16 protein-coding genes are annotated in these 19,684 nt (G+C 68.6%); 2 read left to right on the top strand and 14 right to left on the bottom strand.

Translation table 11 applies throughout. The annotated features are described in order from the left end of the window. Positions 1–10 precede the first annotated feature (10 nt). The 3 genes from ACI3KX_RS01870 to ACI3KX_RS01860 are packed head-to-tail and all read right to left on the bottom strand — an operon-like array spanning position 11 to position 3,863. Positions 11–1,537 carry a glutamine synthetase family protein gene (locus tag ACI3KX_RS01870; RefSeq protein ID WP_404907377.1) on the bottom strand — a complete coding sequence of 509 codons (1,527 nt, stop codon included), beginning with the start codon at positions 1,535–1,537 and terminating at the stop codon, positions 11–13. Beyond that, positions 1,530–2,867 carry a Rieske 2Fe-2S domain-containing protein gene (locus ACI3KX_RS01865; RefSeq protein ID WP_404907375.1) on the bottom strand — a complete coding sequence of 446 codons (1,338 nt, stop codon included), beginning with the start codon at positions 2,865–2,867 and terminating at the stop codon, positions 1,530–1,532. Before ACI3KX_RS01865 ends, ACI3KX_RS01870 begins: the two co-directional genes overlap by 8 nt. Positions 2,868–2,915: 48 nt before the next feature. Beyond that, entirely contained in the window at positions 2,916–3,863 is a 948-nt protein-coding gene (locus ACI3KX_RS01860; RefSeq protein ID WP_363358136.1) for a PDR/VanB family oxidoreductase, read from the bottom strand. 139 nt (positions 3,864–4,002) lie between these two features. On the opposite strand from ACI3KX_RS01860, the gene ACI3KX_RS01855 reads away from it, so the two are divergent. Further along, positions 4,003–4,722, top strand: a complete 720-nt coding sequence (locus ACI3KX_RS01855) for a GntR family transcriptional regulator (protein ID WP_363358137.1) — start codon at positions 4,003–4,005, stop codon at positions 4,720–4,722. Positions 4,723–4,754: 32 nt separating this feature from the next. On the opposite strand, the gene ACI3KX_RS01850 is transcribed toward ACI3KX_RS01855, so the two are convergent. The 5 genes from ACI3KX_RS01850 to ACI3KX_RS01830 form a co-directional block, all read right to left on the bottom strand. Further along, a complete protein-coding gene (locus ACI3KX_RS01850) occupies positions 4,755–5,294 on the bottom strand; it encodes a hypothetical protein (protein WP_404907372.1) in 540 nt (179 codons plus the stop codon). Next, the gene (locus ACI3KX_RS01845; protein WP_404907370.1) at positions 5,294–7,321 is read right to left on the bottom strand and encodes a primary-amine oxidase; all 2,028 of its coding nucleotides are present in this window, start codon (positions 7,319–7,321) and stop codon (positions 5,294–5,296) included. Before ACI3KX_RS01845 ends, ACI3KX_RS01850 begins: the two co-directional genes overlap by 1 nt. A 62-nt stretch (positions 7,322–7,383) precedes the next feature. Further along, on the bottom strand, positions 7,384–8,916 hold the full coding sequence (locus ACI3KX_RS01840; RefSeq protein WP_404907368.1) for a gamma-glutamyltransferase: 1,533 nt from the start codon (positions 8,914–8,916) through the stop codon (positions 7,384–7,386). Between the two features lies 1 nt (position 8,917). Then, positions 8,918–10,012 carry an N-methyl-L-tryptophan oxidase gene (gene solA, locus ACI3KX_RS01835; protein WP_404907366.1) on the bottom strand — a complete coding sequence of 365 codons (1,095 nt, stop codon included), beginning with the start codon at positions 10,010–10,012 and terminating at the stop codon, positions 8,918–8,920. Next, a complete protein-coding gene (locus tag ACI3KX_RS01830) occupies positions 10,009–11,265 on the bottom strand; it encodes an aminotransferase class V-fold PLP-dependent enzyme (RefSeq protein WP_404907365.1) in 1,257 nt (418 codons plus the stop codon). Before ACI3KX_RS01830 ends, solA begins: the two co-directional genes overlap by 4 nt. Between ACI3KX_RS01830 and ACI3KX_RS01825 the strand changes: the two genes are divergently transcribed. Then, positions 11,264–12,181 carry a class II glutamine amidotransferase gene (locus ACI3KX_RS01825; protein WP_404907363.1) on the top strand — a complete coding sequence of 306 codons (918 nt, stop codon included), beginning with the start codon at positions 11,264–11,266 and terminating at the stop codon, positions 12,179–12,181. The genes ACI3KX_RS01830 and ACI3KX_RS01825 overlap by 2 nt on opposite strands. 61 nt (positions 12,182–12,242) lie before the next feature. Here ACI3KX_RS01825 and ACI3KX_RS01820 read toward each other — a convergent pair whose 3' ends face one another. The 6 genes from ACI3KX_RS01820 to ACI3KX_RS01795 all read right to left on the bottom strand — a co-directional run bounded on the left by ACI3KX_RS01820 (position 12,243) and on the right by ACI3KX_RS01795 (position 19,676). Beyond that, the gene (locus ACI3KX_RS01820; protein WP_404907361.1) at positions 12,243–13,256 is read right to left on the bottom strand and encodes a LacI family DNA-binding transcriptional regulator; all 1,014 of its coding nucleotides are present in this window, start codon (positions 13,254–13,256) and stop codon (positions 12,243–12,245) included. Positions 13,257–13,258: 2 nt separating this feature from the next. Continuing rightward, positions 13,259–14,179, bottom strand: coding sequence for a carbohydrate ABC transporter permease (locus tag ACI3KX_RS01815; protein WP_404907359.1), 921 nt, complete (start codon positions 14,177–14,179; stop codon positions 13,259–13,261). Continuing rightward, positions 14,176–15,057, bottom strand: a complete 882-nt coding sequence (locus ACI3KX_RS01810) for a carbohydrate ABC transporter permease (RefSeq protein ID WP_404907552.1) — start codon at positions 15,055–15,057, stop codon at positions 14,176–14,178. The genes ACI3KX_RS01815 and ACI3KX_RS01810 overlap by 4 nt, the downstream gene beginning before the upstream one ends. Positions 15,058–15,127: 70 nt before the next feature. Further along, on the bottom strand, positions 15,128–16,462 hold the full coding sequence (locus ACI3KX_RS01805; RefSeq protein WP_404907358.1) for an ABC transporter substrate-binding protein: 1,335 nt from the start codon (positions 16,460–16,462) through the stop codon (positions 15,128–15,130). Positions 16,463–16,511: 49 nt separating this feature from the next. Then, the gene (locus tag ACI3KX_RS01800; RefSeq protein WP_404907550.1) at positions 16,512–17,987 is read right to left on the bottom strand and encodes a glycoside hydrolase; all 1,476 of its coding nucleotides are present in this window, start codon (positions 17,985–17,987) and stop codon (positions 16,512–16,514) included. A 114-nt stretch (positions 17,988–18,101) separates the two neighbouring features. After that, positions 18,102–19,676, bottom strand: a complete 1,575-nt coding sequence (locus ACI3KX_RS01795) for a glycoside hydrolase family 32 protein (protein ID WP_404907356.1) — start codon at positions 19,674–19,676, stop codon at positions 18,102–18,104. Between the last annotated feature and the right edge of the window lie 8 nt (positions 19,677–19,684).

The following is a 19,684-nucleotide window of genomic DNA, read 5'->3' as shown; positions in this document are numbered from 1 at the left end:
GATGGGTGGGTCAGAAGATGTCGAAGTACTCGCGCTGCTCCCAGTCGGAGACATGGCGCAGGTAGCGTGAGAACTCGGCGCGCTTGATCGTGCAGAACCAGTCCACCACGACCTCGCCGAGTGCCGATCGGAAGGCCGAGTCTTCCGCGAGCGCCTCCACAGCCGACCCGAGCGAGCTCGGAAGCGCGGGCGCGGCGGTGTTGTAGGGGTCGTTCGTCGGTGCGGGCGGGATGAGCCCGCGGTCGACTCCGTCCATGCCGCTGATCAGCTGAGAGGCGATGTACAGGTAGGGGTTCGCCGCCGGCTCACCCGAACGGTTCTCGAGGCGGGTCGCCGGGTCGCGGTTGCCGCCCACCGCGCGCACCATCGCACCTTTGTTGTCGATGCCCCATGCGATGCGGTCGGGTGCGAGCGAGTTCGGCTGATACCTCTTGTATCCGTTCACGGTCGGAGTGGTGAACGCCGCGGCGGCCGGCGCGTGCTCGAGAATGCCGGCGAGGTACGAGGCTCCGAGCAGCGACATCGAGGCGCCCGGAGCATCGGGCATGAAGACGTTGTCGCCGGACGCGTCGGTGAGGGACTGGTGCAGGTGCCAGCCGGTGGATGCGCCTTCGGTGCCCTGCGGACGCGACATGAAGGTCGCGTGGTAGCCGAGCCCCGCCGCGATCCGCCGCACGGCGCTGCGGCACAGCACGATCGCATCCGCGACCTCGCGCGCCGGCCCCGCCTCCATCGTCAGCTCGAACTGGCTGGGGCCGAACTCGAGCTCGATCGAGCGCAGCGGGAGGTCGAGCAGGGTGAGGCCACGGTACAGCGCATCCACGAGCGGCTGCATCCGGTCGAGGCCCTCTTCGTACAGCAGCTGCGAGCCTCGCGTGGTCGGCCCCGTCGCGCGCGCCGCACCCGGGTTCCCCGGCGAGCCGATGTTCGCATCGGTCAGATCTGCGGCATCCGCGCGGTAGACGTGGAACTCGAGCTCCGCACCCACCGTCATTGCGTAGCCACGGGACGCGAGAGCGGTGAGCTCGTTGCGGAGGATCGAGCGGGTGCACAGGGGCACCGGCGAGCCGTCCGGGAAGTGCACGTCGCACAGGATCCAGCCGGTCTTCGGAGCCCACGGCAGCACCCGGAAGGTCGCCGGATCCGGAACCATCACGATGTCGCCTGCCCCGCTGAAGCCGGCGAGACCGACGCCGGTCTCGGCCGAGAACACCGAGAACACCGACTTGCCCGACGTATCCTTGAGCAGAAGCGAGCTCGGCGCGGTCACGCCCGACCGCATCGCTGCCGCGATGCCGCCGCGCGCGATCGTCTTCCCGCGCAGCACGCCGTGCTGGTCGACGAACGAGAAGCGCACCATCTCGATCCCGAGCTCGTCGAGGACGCGGCGCATCTGCCCGGCGGCTGCATACTGCGCCTCGCTCCACAGACCGTGACGGCCGATATACCCCTCGCGATCCTTCGCGAGCATCGGCCGCGCGGAGACTCCTCCGCCGCTCTCGGCGACCGGGCGCTCGTCGACGTTGCGCTCACGCATCGACGGTCTCCTCGACGTTCTCCCGAGGACCTGCCCACGGCGACGTGTTGCGGCGCTCCTGCTCACGCTCCACCCATCGGGACTGCCATGCATCGTTCGCGGCGATCGTGTCCATCGCGATCGGGCCGGTGAGCCGCGCGGCTTCCTCCTCGCTCACCGGGTGCGAAGGCGTCTGAGCGCCCGCGGCGAACGAGTCGATCGCGCGGAGCAGCATACGCCGATTGGCCGTGACCGCGCGGTCCGAGATACCGAGACGCTCGACCGTGCGATCCTGGATCGGGCCCATGCTCTCGACGGCCCACTGGTCGTGGACGTTGATGTCCAGGCCCATGCCGGTGTAGGTGAGCTCCTTCTGCTCCTGGGGGTCGAACCCCCAGTTGTTGCTGCGGTTGCGCACCGGGCGGTACTCCGGCAGCGAGACGCCTTCGAGGCGCTGCTGCAGCAGCGTGTCCTTGTCGGTAGGTTCGGCGAAGTCGTACCAGATCATGAACCAGTAGTGGTTGTCGTCGTCGATCGGCACATGCCACTGCGTGAACACCTTCGTGTTGCCGAACGGGACGACGAACGCGTTCGGGAACAGCAGATTCGTCACCCGGACATGCTTGATGTCCTCGGTCAGCTGGCGGAGGGCATAGACGCGGAGCCCATGATCGGCGCTCTCGACCTCGATGTCGGGACGGTAGCTCTCGCCGACGAGCGTGGAGAGCTTCTTGCCGGTGCCCTCGACCTCCTCGGCGAACTGCTGACCGTACATGTCGCGCGGGTCCTCCTGGATGAAGCGGTGGAGGAACGACACGTGGCTCGGGTCGATGCCGCCCTCGAGGCCCTGCAGCCAGTTGCACTCCCACAGCCCCTTGAAGGCGAAGGTGTACTCGTCGGGGGCGACGAAGCAGTCGTAGTGCGGGAACGGCGGCGGGTCACCGGCGCCCATATAGGCGAAGATGAGTCCGTTCTTCTCGACGCACGGGTAGTTCGAGATGCGGATCTTGCCTAGGAACTGGCTGTGGTCCGGCTCCGCCGGCTGCTCGACGCATCGGCCTTGACCGTCGTACAGCCAGCCGTGGTACAGGCAGCGGATGCCGTCCTCCTCGAGCCGCCCGTAGGAGAGGTCGACCCCGCGGTGCGCGCAGTAGCGACTGATGAGGCCCCAACCCTCGCGCTTCTTGAAGAGCACCAGGTCCTCGCTCATGATCCGCACGGCCTTGACCGGACGTTCGCCGGGCATCTCGGAGACCAGCGCCACGGGCTGCCAGTACGACCGCAGCAGATTGCCCAACGGTGTCCCAGGACCTGAGCGCGTGATCTTCTCGTTGTCTTCCTGCTTCAGCATCGCGATTTACCCTCCGGTATCCGATCTTGTTGTGATTGTATCCACAGCTCAGGCATCGAGGACCAGCAGTGGGCACGCCGCTCGCGAAACGCACACCATCATGCAGTCCATTCGTTCGCGCTCCTGAGACGTCAGCACGAAGTCGCGGTGCTCCACCTCCCCCTCCAGCACGTGCGTCTCGCAGCTGCCGCAGATGCCTTCCTCGCAGTCGGTGAGCACTTCCGCCCCCGCGGAGCGCATCACCTCGAGGACGGACTGTCCCGGCTCCACCGACAGCTCCGCACCCGTCCGGGCGAGACGGATCGAGAACGCGCCGCCGGGCTCGTACTCGACCACGGGCGCAGCGAAGTACTCGAACCGCAGGCGTCCTGTCTCCTCGGGGAGCAGCTCTTGCAGGGCGCTGAGCATGCGCTCGGGACCGCAGGCGTAGACAGCGGCATCGGGCCACGCAGCGAGCGCGTCTCCGAGGTCGGCGCGAGCACCCTCGTCGCGGGCGACGACCGTGACGGAGCCCGAGTCGATCGACATCACCTCGTCGAGGAAGGCCATGCGACGCCTCGTCTCACCCAGGTACAGCAGGTGCCAACGAGCGCCGGCGCGGTGGGCGGCATGCAGCATCGGCACGATGGGCGTGATCCCGATGCCGCCGGCGACGAAGAGGTACTCCTGCGCCGGCTCGAGCACGAAGTGGTTGCGGGGACCACGGAGCGTCACGATGTCCCCCGGACGCAGCCGCTCGTGGACCGCCTTCGACCCGCCACGGCTGCGCTCCTCGCGCAGGACCGCGATCCGGTAGCGCGATGAACCGGGGACGCCCGTGAGTGAGTACTGACGCACCGGTGCGTCCGGCAGGACGAGATCGATGTGAGCTCCGGGAGCCCAGTCCACCGATCCGCCGTTCATCGGCTCGAGTTCCACAGCGAGGACGTCGTCCGCTTCCAGCGTCATCGCGCGCACTCGGGCGGCGCACTCTCCCGATTCGTCTGCCGTGACCATGTTTGGATCCTAACACAGCCGTTCTGGATCCAATATTCAGGTATTGTGGACATTCTTAGCGAGTCCCGCCCCACAAGGCGGCGCCTCTGCTACGGTTCCAATCGCATCGCCGCCGACAGTCGGTGAGAGGGGAAATCGCATGGCAGACGAAGATCGTCTCGTGACGGAGATGTCCGGTCACGCACTCGTGGACGACATCGCTGCGAGAATCCGAGCACGGATCATGTCGGGTGAGATCCCCATCGGCGCCCAGCTGCGTCAGGCCGAACTCGCCAACGACTTCGGAGTCAGCCGCACTCCGGTGCGCGAGGCGCTGCGCCAGCTGCAGACGGGCGGGCTCATCGACGTCGTGCCGAATCGCGGAGCGGTGGTGCGCGTCCCTGCGCCCTGGGAGGTACGCGAGGCGTACGCGGTGCGAGCCGAACTCGAAGCGCTCGCCGCCGCCCTGTCGGTGAGCCGCGCGTCTCATGAAGACATCGAACGCCTCCGGGCAGCCAATCAGGCGATGTACGACCGCTCGATCGCGGAGCGCGACGAGACACGGAACGCCGCGCTCGACAGCCGTCGCGAGAACGACATCTTCCACAGCACGATCGCCGAGCTGTCGGGAAACTCGCGCTTGGCCCGATCGATCGACGAGATCAACGAGACCTTCCCCCGCAACGTCTCCGCCCAGCTCCTCGTCGGCGACAGCCGCCACCGCGAAGAGAACTTCCACGAGCACAGCCGAATCCTCGATGCGCTCGAGCGTGGCGATGCCGAGGCGGCGCGCAACGAGATGCGCGAGCACGTGATCAAGGCGGGCGAGCAGCTCGCCCGCTGGTACGAGCGCCGATCCTCGACGGTATTCAAGGGCTGACTCACCGCAGCGAACCCCACGGTCGTCCGCTCTCAGACGACGACGACCGCGGCCATCAGGAGCACCGACGCGCCCATCGCCAGCGGCGCGATGCGGCGCACAACCCGCACGCGCACAGGCGCGACGGGATGAGGCATCCGCATCGTGACGCCCATGTGGACGGATGCCGCGGCGAACAGCACGCTCGCCGCGACCACCGCCCACACCAGGGCGGACGGCGAGACGCCGTGCCCGGCATGCGCGCTCGTCGACACCGTGCCGCTCGACATCACCAGGAGCAGAGCGGCCATGAGGATGCCGCCGAGGGCATCCATCGCCCTCGCCGACCGCGCCACCGACGACGCCGCGCGGCGCGCGCGTGAGATGGCGGACGCCATGGCGACGATGACCAGGAGCGCGGCCCACCAGACCGGTGCGAGCAGGCCCCACCCGACGACGACATCGGCCATCGCCACCAGCATGATGAGGGCGAGGGCGAGCTCCCGCGCGCGTGCGCGAGGCCCGGCGGCCGCGGTGCAGCAGGTGCTCAGCACCGTCGTCGCCAGGGCGCCCGCGTGCAGGAGCTCTGCCATCAGTGGTGCGAGTGGCCGTGCGCGCCGGAGCCGTGGTCGTGACCATGGTGATCGTGACCGTCGTGGTCGTGACCGTGGTGGTCGTGTCCATGCCCCGGCCCGGCGTGCGCCGGCCCATCGGGCGAGGCGGCGTGGCAGCTCGCCCCGGACGTGGACGGGGGAACATCGAGCGACGGGTTGCGGGTGAAGAAGCCGTCCGGCTCCAGTCGCAGACCGATCCGGTGAGTCGGCATGATCGGCCACTCCTCCGGCTTCGGGTAATGGTGGACACCGACGATGGGCCAGACCACGAGCTCTGCACCGTCCAGGGGACGATCCGCCTCCTGCCACGCGGTGATGCCCTCGGCCGACAACGGAGCCTGGTTCGGGTACTCCCCCGCGATGTAGCGCTCGGCCGGGTCGTACGCCGACGCCCACAGGTGCTTGGCAACGAAAGGCGCCTTGCGCTCGACGACGCTTCCGGGCTTGGCGAACAGGCGGGTCGTGTTCGGCAGGGTGAGCCGGTACGACGTGGCCTCGCCGAAGCGGTTCGTCTTCTCGGCGTTCTCGATCCGCCAGTGGACGGCGCGGGAGGCGTCCGCCATGCGCGCGGCGTCCTTCTCGGAGGAGATCGTCTCGGAGACCATCTTCACGGCGTTGCCGTAGGGGTTCAGCTCGTCGTCGTCCTCGATCTCGGCGTGTACCTCGACGAGACGATTCTGCGGCCCGTCGACAGCCGTGTCGAGGCGCACGGCGAAGTAGTGCTGGTGCGTCGGCGCCTGCACGTTCGGGCTCACCATGCGCCCGTAGCGCGGCGTCTGCCCGTCGTCGATGCCCGACACCGACAGGATGCCGGTGAGCTTGACCTCGAGCTCGATGTTGCCATCCTGGTGGAACGACCAGTAGAAGCCGTAGTCGTAGTTGGCCACCGTTGCGAAGAACGACACGACCAGCCGGCGCGAGCGGCGAACGTCCGCCTCGCCGATGCGCGTGTTGACGTGCTTCCACAGGATCGAGTGGTCCTCCTCGTGCAGGCACACGCCGTTGGCGATGGTCTTCGCCTCGCCGTGCCCGTTGAGGAAGTGCGCGTCGAAGTAGCGGATCTCGCCGAGGCAGTCGCAGCCGAGCTCGAGCGACGCGGTGAGGGGTCCCGCCCCGTACTCGCCCCAGTCGAAGAAGTTCTTGCGGTACGCGGTCGGGTCGGAATCGAGGTACGGCACGTACATCTCGTTGATCGACGCGCGCCGCAGCACCGAGCGCTCGGTGTCGCCGTCGCGATACGCGACGTCGTGCAGGATCAGGCCCTCGCGGTGGGTGAACCCGATGCGGAAGGACCAGTTCTGCCAGGTGACGAGGTGGCCGTCGACGTCGAAGCCCGGTCCGTCCGGCTGCGTGATCTCCAGCGGGGCGACCTCGCGATCGGGTCCCCATGTGCCGGAGCGGAAGTTGCCGCCCTCGGTCGCCATCGGGATGACGCCATGGTCCTCGAGCTCGATGATGTCCAGCGTCTCGAGATCGAGGATCGGGACGAGACCGGCGACCGGTCGCGCGTAGCCGTTGTCGTCGACGCTCTCGCGGTGCCACACGGATCCCCAGGACAGACGGCGATCCTCGTAGCGCTCGGGCTCGAACCCCGTCATCGACTCGGGGTCGACCCACACCAGCGACGTGTCGGTGATGCCGCGCTTGGCCAGCGCCGCTTTCAGCAGCGGGTGGTTGCGCGCGGCCTGGGCGACCATGCGCGCCTCGTCGGACGAGACGCCGGGCCGCTTCGCGTCGACGGGAGACCACGAGCCGACGGATGCCGCGCGGTCAGTGCCACTCGTCCACCCGGTCACCTCCCACGCGGCGTGAGCGTCGGGGTTCATGACCACGAGGCGCACAGGGCGGCCCTGCCCGTCGGCGAGGCTGCGCGCAAGCGACTCCTCGACCGCGATGCCCCAGAACCGCGGGCTCTCCCCGATGCGCGCGTCGGTCCGGACCAGCGCGGCCACCTCGGCGATCTCGTCCGGGGTGAGCGGGTCTGTCCAGTGTCTGGCGGCGTGCATGCGGGCCTCCTCCGTAGCCGTGCGGGTCGGTTGGCGTCGTGCCGAATCGGTGGATGTGATCGTCATGCGATGCTCCCTTCGGATGCGGGGTCGGGCTCGATCACGGTGCCGACACCGTCGGCGCGGGGATCGCTGGCACTGGTGATCTCTTCACCGGAGCGGCGCACCAGCTGGACATGTCCCGCCTCGTCCGCCGGACCGGCGAACTGCACGACAGGAAGCCCCCGTTCGTCGGCACGGGCGAGCACGTCGTCCGCGACACCGGGTTCCGCGACCAGCGAGAGCACCGGTTGATCGAGATCGCGGTCCCCGACGACCCATCGCGGGCGGGCCAGGATGATGGGCAGGTCCTGCGCGGGGTCTACGGCGTCGGGGAGGATCTGCGAGAGTATCCACGCCTGCGCGCGCCCGCCCTGGCACCCGGCGACGACGGTGGTCTGAGGTGCGTCGACGATCGCCGGGCACAGCGTGTGCGGTGGCCGTGCGCCAGGACGTACGGCGGCCGGAGAAGCGGGGTCGACGCTGAACGCGCTGCCGCGATTGTGGAGCACGACGCCAGTGCCCGGATCGAGCAGGCCGGCGCCGAACGTCTGATAAACGCTCTGGACGATCGTGACCCCCCAGCCCTCATCGTCGAGCGCGGTGACCGCGGCGGTGTCGCCGAGGGGGCGTGGCTCGGCGAATGCGGGTGCGGGCACGTCGACGCCGAGATCGAGCAGGACATCGAGGTCGATCTCGCTGGTGAGAGGGTCGCCGAGCGCCGCCGCGCGCGCATGCACGCCGTGGATCGCGGCATCCACCAGGCGCGGACCGGACGGCGCCTCGGATCCGCCGTCGGAAGCCACAGTGACGACGCCGATCAGCACGGCCCCGACCGAGGGCGGCGGTGCGACGTGCCACGTCTGCGCTCCGATGTCGCGGGTGAGCGACGGTCCGACCTCGGGGGCGTAGTGCTCGAAGTCCTCGACGGTGTGAGTGCCGCCGCCTGCGCGCAGGGTGCCCACAAGAGAGCGTGCGATGCCACCGCGATAGAAGTCATCGGGGTCGTCGGCGAGCGTCCGCAGTGTGGCGGCCAGCGCCGGCTGCACCAGCGGATCGCCCTCCGCGAGCACGGCCCCGCGGGGTGCGAACACTCCACGCATCCCGGGGTCGGACATCACGGCGTCCGCGCGTGACCGGAGCGCGCGGGACAGACCCGCACTGACCCGGATCCCGGCATCGGCGACGGTCGCAGCATCTGTGAACGCCGCCGACAGATCGGTCCGGCCACCGAGTGAGGCGATCGCACGCCAACCGGCGACCATTCCCGGCACAGTGACGGCATGTGCGCCCTGACGGGGAACTTCGGTCCACGACGACGCCGCGTCGGCGATCGCGGCCGGCGCGGTCCCGGCGGCGATCACCGAGGTGGTCCGGCCTTCCGGCGTGCGTACGAGGGCGATGAGATCGCCGCCGAGTGCGCACTGGTGCGGGTAGACGACGGTGAGCATCACAGCGGCGGCGAGCGCAGCGTCCAGGGCGTTCCCTCCCGCTGCAGCGGCGCGTTCGCCGGCGGCGATCGCCTCGGGGTGAGGGGCGGCGAGCGCGATGGTCATGTCAGAGCTCCCGTCGGGACGTCGAGATGAAGTCGAGGTCTTCGCGATCGACGCCGGTCGCGAGGTCGGCCAGCGCCTCACCCACCGCAGGTCCGAACTTGAAACCATGCCCCGAGCACGCTGATGCGACGACGACCTCGGGTGCGCGGCGCAGGGGACCGATCACGAATCGCTTGTCCGCCGTCATCGTATACAGGCAGGCCGCGAGCTCGACGGGACTACTGTCGAGCCCCGGCACGTAGGTGTCGAGCAGCGACCGCAGGACACCCGCCTCCGCGGCGGTGGGGGGCGCGACCTGCGTCTCGGGATCCCAGATCTCTCCGGCATCCACGCCCAGCTTCACGCCGTTGGCGGCGGCGTCCGGGATCCCGAACACCAGCCCCTCGGCGCGATCGACCGAGAAGGCGCCCAGCGACGGCGGCATCCCGATCGCCTGACCGGGAGCGACGGTCACGGTGAGGATGCGCCAGACCTCGAGCAGCGGAGCAAGTTCCGGAACCAGCGCGCCCATCCAGCTGCCCCCGGCGATCACCAGCCGGCGGGCCCTGAGGTCGCCGGCGTCCGTACGCAGCACGATGCCGCTGGGAACACGCTCCCACCCTTCGACGCGCGTTTCCCAGCGCAGTTCCGCCCCATGCGCCTCGGCAGAGCGCTGCAGAGCGGCGACGGCCTGCGACGCTTCGAGCACGCCTGCTTCAGGGTCGTAGACGGCGCGGTAGCCCGCGGGAACGCCGAAGCCCGGCATGAGGTCGGACATGTGCGAGGGGTCGTCGACGACCATGCATCCGGGTCCCTGGAGCTGCGATTCGCCGCGGTGGGCATAGAGACCGCCCGTGCGGTGCAGGAGGGTCAGCCCGCTCTCGCGCTCCAGCTCGCTCCAGCCGGCGAACGCACGCGAGACGAAGTCGTTCCACACCGGATTCGGGTACGCCCGGCGGATCATGCGCGTCCGGCCGTGGGAGGAGCCCCGCGTGTGAGCCGGCGCGAAACGATCGACAGCGATGACGGCGACGCCGCGACGCGCGAGCGCGGCGGCGGTGGCGCTTCCGTGCACGCCAAGACCGACGACGATCACATCGGCGTCGAGTGCGGTCACGGGCGCCCTCCCTGTCGCGCGATATGCGCGACACCGCCGAGAAGCTCGGAGATGTCGTCTTCGTCGTTGTAGATATGCGGGGAGGCGCGCACGACGGACGTGATCGCACGGTCGCCCAGGTCCCATTGCCCGTGCGTGGCAGGAACGGACACCACGCGCACCTGCCTGTCGGCCAGCGCCGCCGAGACCTGGGCAGACTCCACGCCGTCGACGAGGAATGTCACGATGGCCGACGCCGCCCCCGCAGGATCGGCGATGGTGACCCCCGGAATGGCACGCAGCGACTCACGCACCACGTCACCCGCCGACGTCAGCCATTCGGCGGTCTCCGGGATCCCGCGCCGGCTGGCCTCGTCCAGCGCGACTCCCAGCCCGAGTCGACCGGCGATACCGGCCTCCCACGTCTCGAATCGACGAGCGGTGCCGGTGACATCCCAGGAGAAGGCGCGGATCCACTGTGAACCCCGGACGTCCGGAGCGGTGGGCGGCAGCATCGCGGCGCAGTCGCGTTCGATGAAGGCGAAGGCGGTCCCCCGAGGAGCGCGCAGGAATTTCCGCCCGGTGGTCACGAGCACGTGACACCCGATCCGGGCAACGTCGATCTCGAGGTGACCGACCGACTGCGTTGCGTCCAGGAGGTAGCCCGCGTCATAGCGCCGCGCGAGGAGACCGATCTCCTGCACGGGTTCGACCAGTCCGGAGGAGGTGGGCACGTGGGCGATCGTGAGGATCGTCGGCCGCCCATCCGCGAGAAGGGCTTCCAGCGCGGCGAGGTCGACACGCCGCTGGGCGTCGGTCGGCGCCAGCACCAGGTCGATCCCATGCTCCTTCTGGATGGTCATGAGGTGCAGAGCGTGGCTGACGTACGTGCTGCGCGACGCGATGATGCGCGACCCGGGGGCCGGTCGGAATGCGTCCAGCAGCACGCGCAGCCCGGTCGACGCGCTGTCGAACAGGGCGATCTCATCGGCATCGCATCCCAGGAGCGCAGCAGCCGAGCCGTAGACGGCCTCGACGCGATCCTTGACCTGAGCGGCGGCCTCGTAACCGCCGACCCGCTCCTCCAGACGCAGATGAGATACGACCGCCGACACGACCGCGGCGGTCGGGAGAGCGGACCCCGCCGCGTTGAAGTGATGGGACACCTTCGCGCCGAGGGTGAGCTCGCGCTCGCGCGCGACATCGATCGTGGAGCCGACCAGCGGCAGGGCCGCGTCTTTTCGTGCGGCCTTCGCCGCGGGCGCCGATGTCATGAAACTCCAGGTCTCTCAGTCAGGATCCAAAAGTATCATAAGTGGATCCACATTGTCGAAGGACCAGGGCTTGGAGGAACGCATGTCCCGCATGCTCAGTTACGTCGCGGCCGAGCCGCTCCCGCTTGCACGCGCTGTGGGTGAATCAGTACTGGCCGAGTTCACCGATCTCGCACGGCTGCACGCCGATGGCTGGGGCACCGCATGGCGCGACGTCGCGACCGGGGAGGTCCGCACCGCCGGCTCAGCGACCGCTGCCGTCGGCGGGGAGGAGTGGGCTCACGCGCTGGCGCCGGCGTCGACCTCGCGCATGCTGTATCTCCGATTCGCCAGTCGTGGCGCTCCGCCCGCTCCCGAGAATGTCCAGCCATTCCTCCGCGACGGAACAGCGTTTCAGCACAATGGGCTGATCGCACCGCGCGAGGACCTCGTCGGACTCCTCACCGCCGACGGCAGGCGCGAGCTGCACGGGACGACCGACAGTGAGGCCTACTTCACCGCCATCCGCCACGCGGTGCGCCGGGCACCGGGCCTCGACGATGCCACGGCACTCGCACACGCGGTCGCGCGAGTGCGCACCAGGTTCGCAGGCGCATGCCTCAATGCCATGATCCTCACCGACGCGACGCTGATGATCATTCATGCGGCCGGCGGGACAGGTGCGCCGTTGGCCGCCTTCGCCCGCCGCGGCTTCGAAGCCGATGCACTCCCGCCCGGGCACGACGACAGCTACAACGCGCTCAGCACCACGGTCAGCGGCACCGGCGCTCGGATCATCGCTACCACCGGGATCGACCAAGCAACGTGGACGAAGCTCCACGATGAATTCGTCTTCACCGTCTCGTCCGGCGGCTTCGCGCGCACTCAGATAGGTGCGCAAGCGGACCGGGAGCTGACATCAGATGCCGCCCCATGACGCACGAACGTCAAAGCCGAGGGCTGCGCTCGCCAAGCCCCGCCGACTGCGAGCACCCGTCTCAGGTGGATTGCCGGACGACCGGCGGACACGTGACCAGATACTGATGGGTGTCCTTCGCCGGCTCGAGGCCGAGCAGGACTCTCACTGCGACAGCGCCGAGGTCGTAGTGAGGCAACGCGACCGTCGAAAGCGGCGGCCGAAGGTGGGCGGAGATCACGTCTTGATTGTCGAACCCCATGACGGCGATGTCGTCGGGAATTCGGATGCCGTGCTCGCGGAGCCCGTCGTAGAGGCCCATGGCCACCCGGTCGTTGTGGCAGAAGACCGCCGTCGCGTCAGCCGCGAGGAGCAGCGGCGCCGCGGCGTATCCGCCTTGCTGATCGGGAGCGGTGGGAAAGACCAGCTCGGGGTCGAAGTCGACGCCCGCCGCTTCGAGCGCCGCGCGGTATCCGGCGAGGCGTCCGGTCTGCGCGGGCGAGGGCGTCGTCGTGTTGAGGAACGCGATGCGGCGGTGGCCGGCGGAGAGGAGCTCCTCGGTGGCTACGCGTCCGCCTTGTTCCTCGTCGGGCACCACGGTGGGCAGTTCGCTGCTCGACGCGTAACAGTCGACGAGCACCGTGTCGGTGTTCTCCAAGGCGGGTGGAACTGTCACCTCATGGTGATACCAGCTCGAGTACAGCACGCCCTGCACCTGATGCTCGAGCATCATCGCGATGGCCTCGTCTTCGGCGGCACGGTTGCCGTCAGTATCGGCGACGAGAAGCACGTATCCGTGCTTCCACGCCTCGTCCTGAGCGCCGTGGATGATCTGGCCGGCGAACGGGGTGGTCGCGATGGCGTCGGACACGAGGCCGATGAATCGGGACGTTCCCCGCGACAGCGTCTTCGCAAGGGCGTTCGGCCGGTACCCGAGCTCGGCGACCGCATCGTGGACCCGCCGCCGGGCGTCCTCCCCGATGCGCACGCCCTGCTTGTCGTTGACCACATGCGACACGGTCGCCACCGATACGCCGGCGGCCTTGGCGACGTCGCGCATCGTGACCGCGGAACCGCTTCTGCCGTGCTCGGGCATCCTCACCCCTTCGTCGCTCCGCTCTCGAGTCCGTAGATCATCGCCTTGTTGAGGATGAGGAACACGAGCAGCAACGGCGTCACGGTGACGCAGACGGCAGCGAACGTCGCGGTCCAGTCGGTGTTGCCCATCGCTCCGATGTAGTTTTGCAGACCCAGCGGGATCGTCTTCAATCCGTCCGAGAGCACGAAGGTGTTCGCGAAGATGAAGTCGTTCCAGATGAAGATGCTGTTGACCAGCACCACGGTGACGATGGTGTTGACCGACAGCGGCAGCGTGATGCGAACGAAGATGCGGTACGGCCCGGCACCGTCCAGGGACGCCGCCTCGTACGTCTCCCGCGGAATGTACTTGTAGAACGACGAGAACAGGTAGACCGCCATCGGCAGTGAGAACGCCGCGAGCGGGATGATCATCGACAGGTGGGTGTCGAGCAGCCCTACCTGCGAGTAGTCGATGAACAACGGCACCAGGGCGATCTGCACGGGCACGATGATGCCGAGCAGCAGCAGGGCCCTCACCCCGTTGCTGAACCGGAAGCCGAGCACCTCCAGCGCGAAGGCCGCCATCATGCCGGCGATGACGATGAGCGCGCTGGCGCCGAGCGTGACGATCAGACTGTTGAGGATGTTGAGCCAGAGATTGCCGGTGCCGAACGCGCGCGCGTAGTTGTCGAGCGTGAACGACCCCGGCAGCGCGAAGGGGTTCCCGGCGGCGAAGTCGGCGGCGGTGCGGAAGCTGGTCAGAAGCAGCCAGAGCAGCGGATACACCTGCACGATCACGATGAGCACGATGGTCGCACTCAGCAGCGTCCGCTGGACGCGCAGCCGTGGTGATCGCGACGGCACCCGCCGCTGCGCCGGTGGCGCGGCCGGCGCGCGCCTGTCGAGCGGCGCTGGGGCGGTGAGGGTGGGAGCGGTCATGAGTAGTCCCTTCGACGAAGCACGAGCAGGATGATGCCGACGGCGACCAGGCACTCGACGACGATGAACACCGAGATCGCGCTGGCGTACCCGTAGTCGGTGTGCACGAACGCGGTCTTGTACATGTAGGTGGTGAGAAGTTCCGATGCCTGGCCCGGGCCGCCGTTCGTCAGGAGGTAAGGGATGTCGAAGCCGCGCAGCGCGAAAGTTGTGGCCATGATCGTGGTGGTGATCCACACCGGGCGGATGTAGGGGAAGCGGATCCGCCAGAAGACCTGCCACCACGACGCGCCGTCCAGCCGGGCCGCCTCTTCAAGCTCACGGGGCACCGCGATGAGCGCCGCGTAGATGATGAGCATGTACAACCCGGTGAAGCGCCATCCTTCGGGGATGGAGACCGCCGCCAGCACGGTCTGCACGTTCGACAGCCACGCGGTCTGCAGGTTCTCGAGGCCCACCCATGCGAGCACCTGGTTGAGCAGGCCGACCGGTTCGAGCGAGTAGATCCGCTGGAACAGGAAGGCGATAGCGACGGTGGAGATGATGGCCGGCAGCAAGTACATCGTCTTCACGACTTCTCGTGCCCTCGGCAGCGCCGTGAGAAGGCTCGCGACGATCAGCGCGCCCCCGAGCTGAAGGACCAGACAGATGGCGAGGTAGCCCAGCGCGTTGCCGAACGCCGTCCAGAAGACGTCGTCACGGGTGAACATCTTGACGTAGTTGTCGACGCCGACGAACACCATGTCGGTGATGCCGTCCCAGCGGAAGACGCTCAGGAACAGCGACTGGAGGATCGGCAGCAGCACCGCCACGCCGTACAGCAGCAATGGTGGGACGAGGAAGACGACCACCGACAGCGTGGAGCGCCTCGGCAGCATCGAGCTGAGCGGGGTACGCGCCCGCCGGGGCGGGCGCGACACGGCCGCGCCCGCCCCGACAGTGAGGGACTCAGCCATCGGCGTTCTCCGCGAGAGCGGCGTCCATCGTGGTGATGAACTCGTCGGGAGTGATGTCCCCCTGCACCAGCAGCGTCAGCTCCTGCTGAAGGCGGGTGTTGGTCGCAGGGTCGAGCTGCGTGTCCCACGGCATCGCGATGCGGGGCCCGACGTTGTCGGCCTGCTCGATCGCACGGGTGTACAGCGGAGTGGCGTTGTCAGGGATCGTCGTCGCTGCCGTGCTGGTCGGAGACAGTGCGCCGGTCGCGGCATACACCTCGGGGTAGCGCTCCAGCGCGAATCCGAGGAAGTCCCGCACGAGCGGGTCGTAGGTCTTCGTGTTCACGGCCATGCCGATTCCCGATGGGGTGACGTATTCGGTGTCGTCGGTGACGGCCCCGTCGATCGTGGGGAGCGTGAAGTAGTCCACGTCATCGCGGACGGCGGGGTCGAGCGCGTCGGTGGCCAGGTTGCTCAGCTCCCAGGTGCCGATGTTGTACACCGCGGCCTTGCCCGAGGTGAAGAGCGCCTGCGCGTCGGCGTAGCCGGTCGACGAGAAGCCCTCCTGGAAGCAGCCGGCCTGGCCGAGCGAGGAGAGCCACTCGGCGGCGGCGCGTCCGGCCGGGTCGCCGAACGACGCCTCGCCGTTCTTGAGCTGCTGCACGTACTCGGGTCCGGCAAGACGGAACGGGTAGTACGCCATGTATCGCTCCAGAGGCCACTGGTCCTGTCCGTCGAGTGCGATCGGGGTGATGCCCTTCGCGCGGAGCGCTTCGCACATCGCGGGGAAGTCGTCGAGGGTCGCCGGCACGCCGACACCCGCCTCCCTCAGCAGAGCCGAGTTGTACCAGAAGTACTCGAGCTGGAACTCGAACGGCACCATGTACAGCGAGCCGTCGTCGAAGCGCTGGTAGTTCAGTGCGGCTTCGCGGTAGTCGTCCAGTCCGAGGTCGTCGAGGAGGGCTTCGATGTCGATCATCCGCCCCTGTGCAGCGAGCTTCTGCGCGAAGGGCGTCGCATCCGTGTCGAAGAGTTCCGGCAGCTTGTTGGCGGCGGCGAGTGTCTCGTACTTCTGGATGTAGGACGGTCGATCCGGAGTCGTGATGAGGTTCAGCGCGAAGCCGGGATGGTCGGCGGCGTACTCGTCGGCGATCTGCTCCATCGCGGTGATGACGCCGCCGTCTGCGGGGCGCGAGAGCAGCCACGAGATCTGGCGGGGGACGACCTCTCCGTCGGGGTCGATGTCGGTCGGGTCGGCTGCGCCTGACGAGCCGGCGCAGCCGGTGAGGATGAGTGCGGTCGCGGCGGCGACGGCGACCATCGCCGTCGTGCGCGTGAGTGCTGCCATGTCGGAATCTCCTTTGATCGGGTGTTGCAGGTGGGTGCGGGATCGGCTGCTACCTGGTTCTGGCGAGCAGCGATTCTGAGTGCGTGTGCTGATAGGGGTCGGCAGCGAGTGGCGAGAACACCGAGAACTCGGTGATCGTGACGGCGCCTTCACCGACGAAGGCACCGAGCCGGCCGTTCCGTCGGTCGTACAGACGCGTGCTGAGGACGGTGGCGTCATCGAGAGTCGCGACGCAGATGTCGCCGTCGACGATCACATCGAGAACGTGTTCGCCGGCGCCGATGTGGCACGGTCGCTCCAGTTCGATCGCGAAGGGCACGTCGCCAGAGATCTGCCATTGCTCCGTGCCGGTCGCCCGTCGCGGCCACCGGTCGAAGACGAGCCGCCCTCGCCCGGGCTCGAGGCGGAGTACGTACCCCTCGTCTCCATCCGCGCCGGCCCGCAGCAGCACACCGCATTCCGTCGTGCCGTCGGCGACATCGAAGCGCGCACGCAGACGGAACGCCGTGGGGGCCTCCTCCGTCGTGAGCAGGTCCCGGTACCCGTCGGGTGCCAGCAGGACGCTTCCGGCGGAAATCCCCTCCTCAGGCTGCGAGAACGTGTCGCGCAGCTCTGCAGGCGGGTGGAAGGCGAGAGTCCCATCGGCGCGTTGCTCGGCCTCGAGCACTGACATCGTGCCCGCCCACTGCCACGGGCCATCGTCGTGCGCGCCCTCGCGCGACGCGATCCAGCCGAAGAAGAAACGCCGGTCGCCGCGGGCAGCGGACTTCGCCGCGTAGTAGGCGCGGCCGTCGATCGTGTCGTGATCGGGGATCTGCCAGGGCCCGTCGAGGCTGCGCGCCATGCGGTAGCGCGTCGTGAAAGCGTCACTGAACTCGGAGAACACGAGGTACCACCAGTCGCCCCACTGGAACACCTCGGGGCACTCGTGCGCGAGATACCGCCGCGGGTCCCAGAACGGCGCGGCCGGCTCCCACGTCGAGAGGTCACGCGATGTGCACTGGGCGATCACGCCACGGCGCCGCGACGGCCCGTCCGCGTGGCGCGCCGTGATGAGCATCCGCCACGTGCGCGCCGCCTCGTCCCAGAACACGAACGGGTCTCGCCAGTCGCCGGTCTCATAGCCGCCCGTCGCCCCGAACGTGTCGTCGGGGTGGCGCCGCCAGGAACGCATTCCGTCCACGCTCGTCGCGTGCTGCACGACCTGCAGCGCCCGTCCGTCGTCGCCCACCACATCGGGGTTCTGCCCGGTGTAGAACACGTGGTGCGTGCCGTCCTCGGCGAGCACGATACTGCCGGTGTACACGTTGAAGTCGGCCGCGGCAGCGCCGCCTGACGCGAGAGCCTCGCCGCCATCGTCGAAGTCGACGAGGTTGGCCGTCACCACGCGGTGCCACGGCATCCCTTCTCGCGGCACCCGGCGCGATTCGTACAGGTAGAAGAGGTGGAACTCGCCATCCTCCTGCCAGGGGATGACATCCCCCACCCACGCGCCTTCCGGCTGGTAGAACCCTCGCTGGCCCATCGTCACCCTCTTTGGTTAATCGGTTATTCACACGATAGACCGGATATCAACGAGTGGTCAAGCGGTTAATCAACCAATTATCGGAGAGAGCACGACTCGCGGCGCAGCGCCGGGTCAGACCGCCAGGTCGCGGATGGTGAGACCGCGGAAGATCGCCGAGCCGTCGTTGGCGTAGAGCCGGATGCGGTTGTCGCCTTCGAGCGGGAAGACCCGGTGCGAGTGCACCACGCGGCCGTCGCCTACGAAGAACTCCACGCTCGTGCGGTCGACGAGGATCCGTACGGCCAGGCGCCCCGTCGACGGATCGATCGGCGTCTGCGACTCGCCGCCGGTGGGATTGATCGTCGGACGGCGGTTGACGTAGGTGAACGGCCCGTTCAGGAACGCACCGGCGGCGACGTGACGGCCCCCGCCCGGCGCGCGACAGACCTCGAACCCGATGTTGGAGGGCGCTGCCGCCGGATCCCACACCAGCTCGCACGTGAGGTCGTAGGCGAGCGAGCGCAGCTCCAGGTCGCGTACCCCAGTGAACGCGACGTCGCCGAGACGGTGGGTCTTCTTGGCATACCGTTCGAGCGCCGCCGTCGGTGTGGAGGCGAGGTAGTAGCCTCCGTCTCCTGCGGTGAGCCGCAGGTCGCGCACGATCATGTCGTCGCCGTTGTAGCCGTCGGTCGCAAGCGTGGGCGTGTTGTGGGGGTAGTCCCAGAAGTTCGCCCACCCGATGGCGCGGCGCAGCGTCGGGTCTTCCGCGCCCGATGCCTCGTGATTCGGGTAGGTCACGGCGCCGTAGAAGTCGAACCCGTAGTCGAGCCAGCGCGGATCGCCGTGGTCGGGCACGAACGACGCGCCGTCGAACGCCCCGGTCCAGTACGCGTACGTCGCCGGCAGCCCCCGTCCCTTGCCGTTGGCGCTGATGCCGAGGATCCAGTGCGACGTGCCGTCGCCCGCGGTCATGCGGAAGATGTCGGGGCACTCGATCAGCCCCAGGTCGGTGCGCACGAACTCGCCGACGCCCCGCCACGAGTGGAGGTCGGCGGAGACGTAGAACCCGACCCGCTGCCCTTCCGCGTTCGCCATGAACCAGCGCCCGCGGTCGGCGTCCCAGATGACCTTGGGATCGCGAAAATCCGGCACGCCGGGGTTCGGCAGCACCGGCGCGTCGCCCCCGGGGCGGAATGTCCTCCCGCGATCCGTGGAGTACCAGAGATACTGCGCCTGCCGGCCCTGGGGCGCCTGCGTCACGAGCGCGATGACGGCGCCTGCCCCGTAGCCCGCGGTGTTGCGCTCGTCGACGACGAGGCATCCCGACCAGCAGTCACCGTTCCCGTTGCTGAACTTCGGGATGGCGATGCCGCGGTCACGGAACGACACGTGGTCGCGCGTCGTGGCGCGCCGCCATGCGGTTCCCGCACCGCCTTCGTTGTAGTCCGCGTTGTAGAGGTAGTAGTAGTGGTACTCGCCGTCGATGTAGACGGGTCGCTGCGGGTCGTTCTTCCAGTTGTCGGGAACACTGAGGTGGTACGCGGGCCGCATGCGAGTGCGTCCTTTCGAGGTCGTGCCGAGGACGGATGCCGCGTCCGCCGCGGCGGCGGGCGCTCCCCCTCCTGCCAGGGCCAGCGTCCCCGCGAGAGCGGTGGTGCCGGCACCGGCGAAGAGCGCGCGGCGTGAGACTGCAGTCGATTGCTCCATGGATGGCC

This window comes from Microbacterium sp. ZW CA_36 (assembly GCF_044987475.1).
Taxonomy (GTDB): domain Bacteria; phylum Actinomycetota; class Actinomycetes; order Actinomycetales; family Microbacteriaceae; genus Microbacterium.
The sequence above is the reverse complement of the archived record's forward strand: the minus strand, read 5'-3'. Positions and strand labels throughout refer to the sequence as shown.